Raw genomic sequence first — 262 nt, forward strand, 5'->3', positions numbered from 1 at the left:
GTCTTCGGATCGGTGATCACGAGCGTGCTCATGCCGGTGATGTCGTCAGTCTCGCGCGTGACGGTGATGCCGTCCTCGAAGTCCTGGAACTGCACGCGACCGGCGATTTCCGTGATGATTGGATGCGTGTGCGCGTCCCAGCGCGCGAGGCGCTGACCGGCCTTTACCGCATCGCCGTCCTTGTTCAGAACCACGGCGCCGTACGGGATCTTGTAGCGCTCGCGCTCGCGACCGTTGGCATCGACGACGCCGATTTCACCGG

At 64.1% G+C, this 262-nt stretch carries 1 protein-coding gene; it reads right to left on the minus strand.

The features are described 5' to 3' along the window. Nucleotides 1-262 (minus strand): hypothetical protein (locus tag ACZ3HH_RS30470; RefSeq protein ID WP_465810363.1); only part of this gene is annotated, 262 nt, incomplete at both ends.

This window comes from Pseudomonas sp. PME37.24/025, assembly GCF_055556615.1.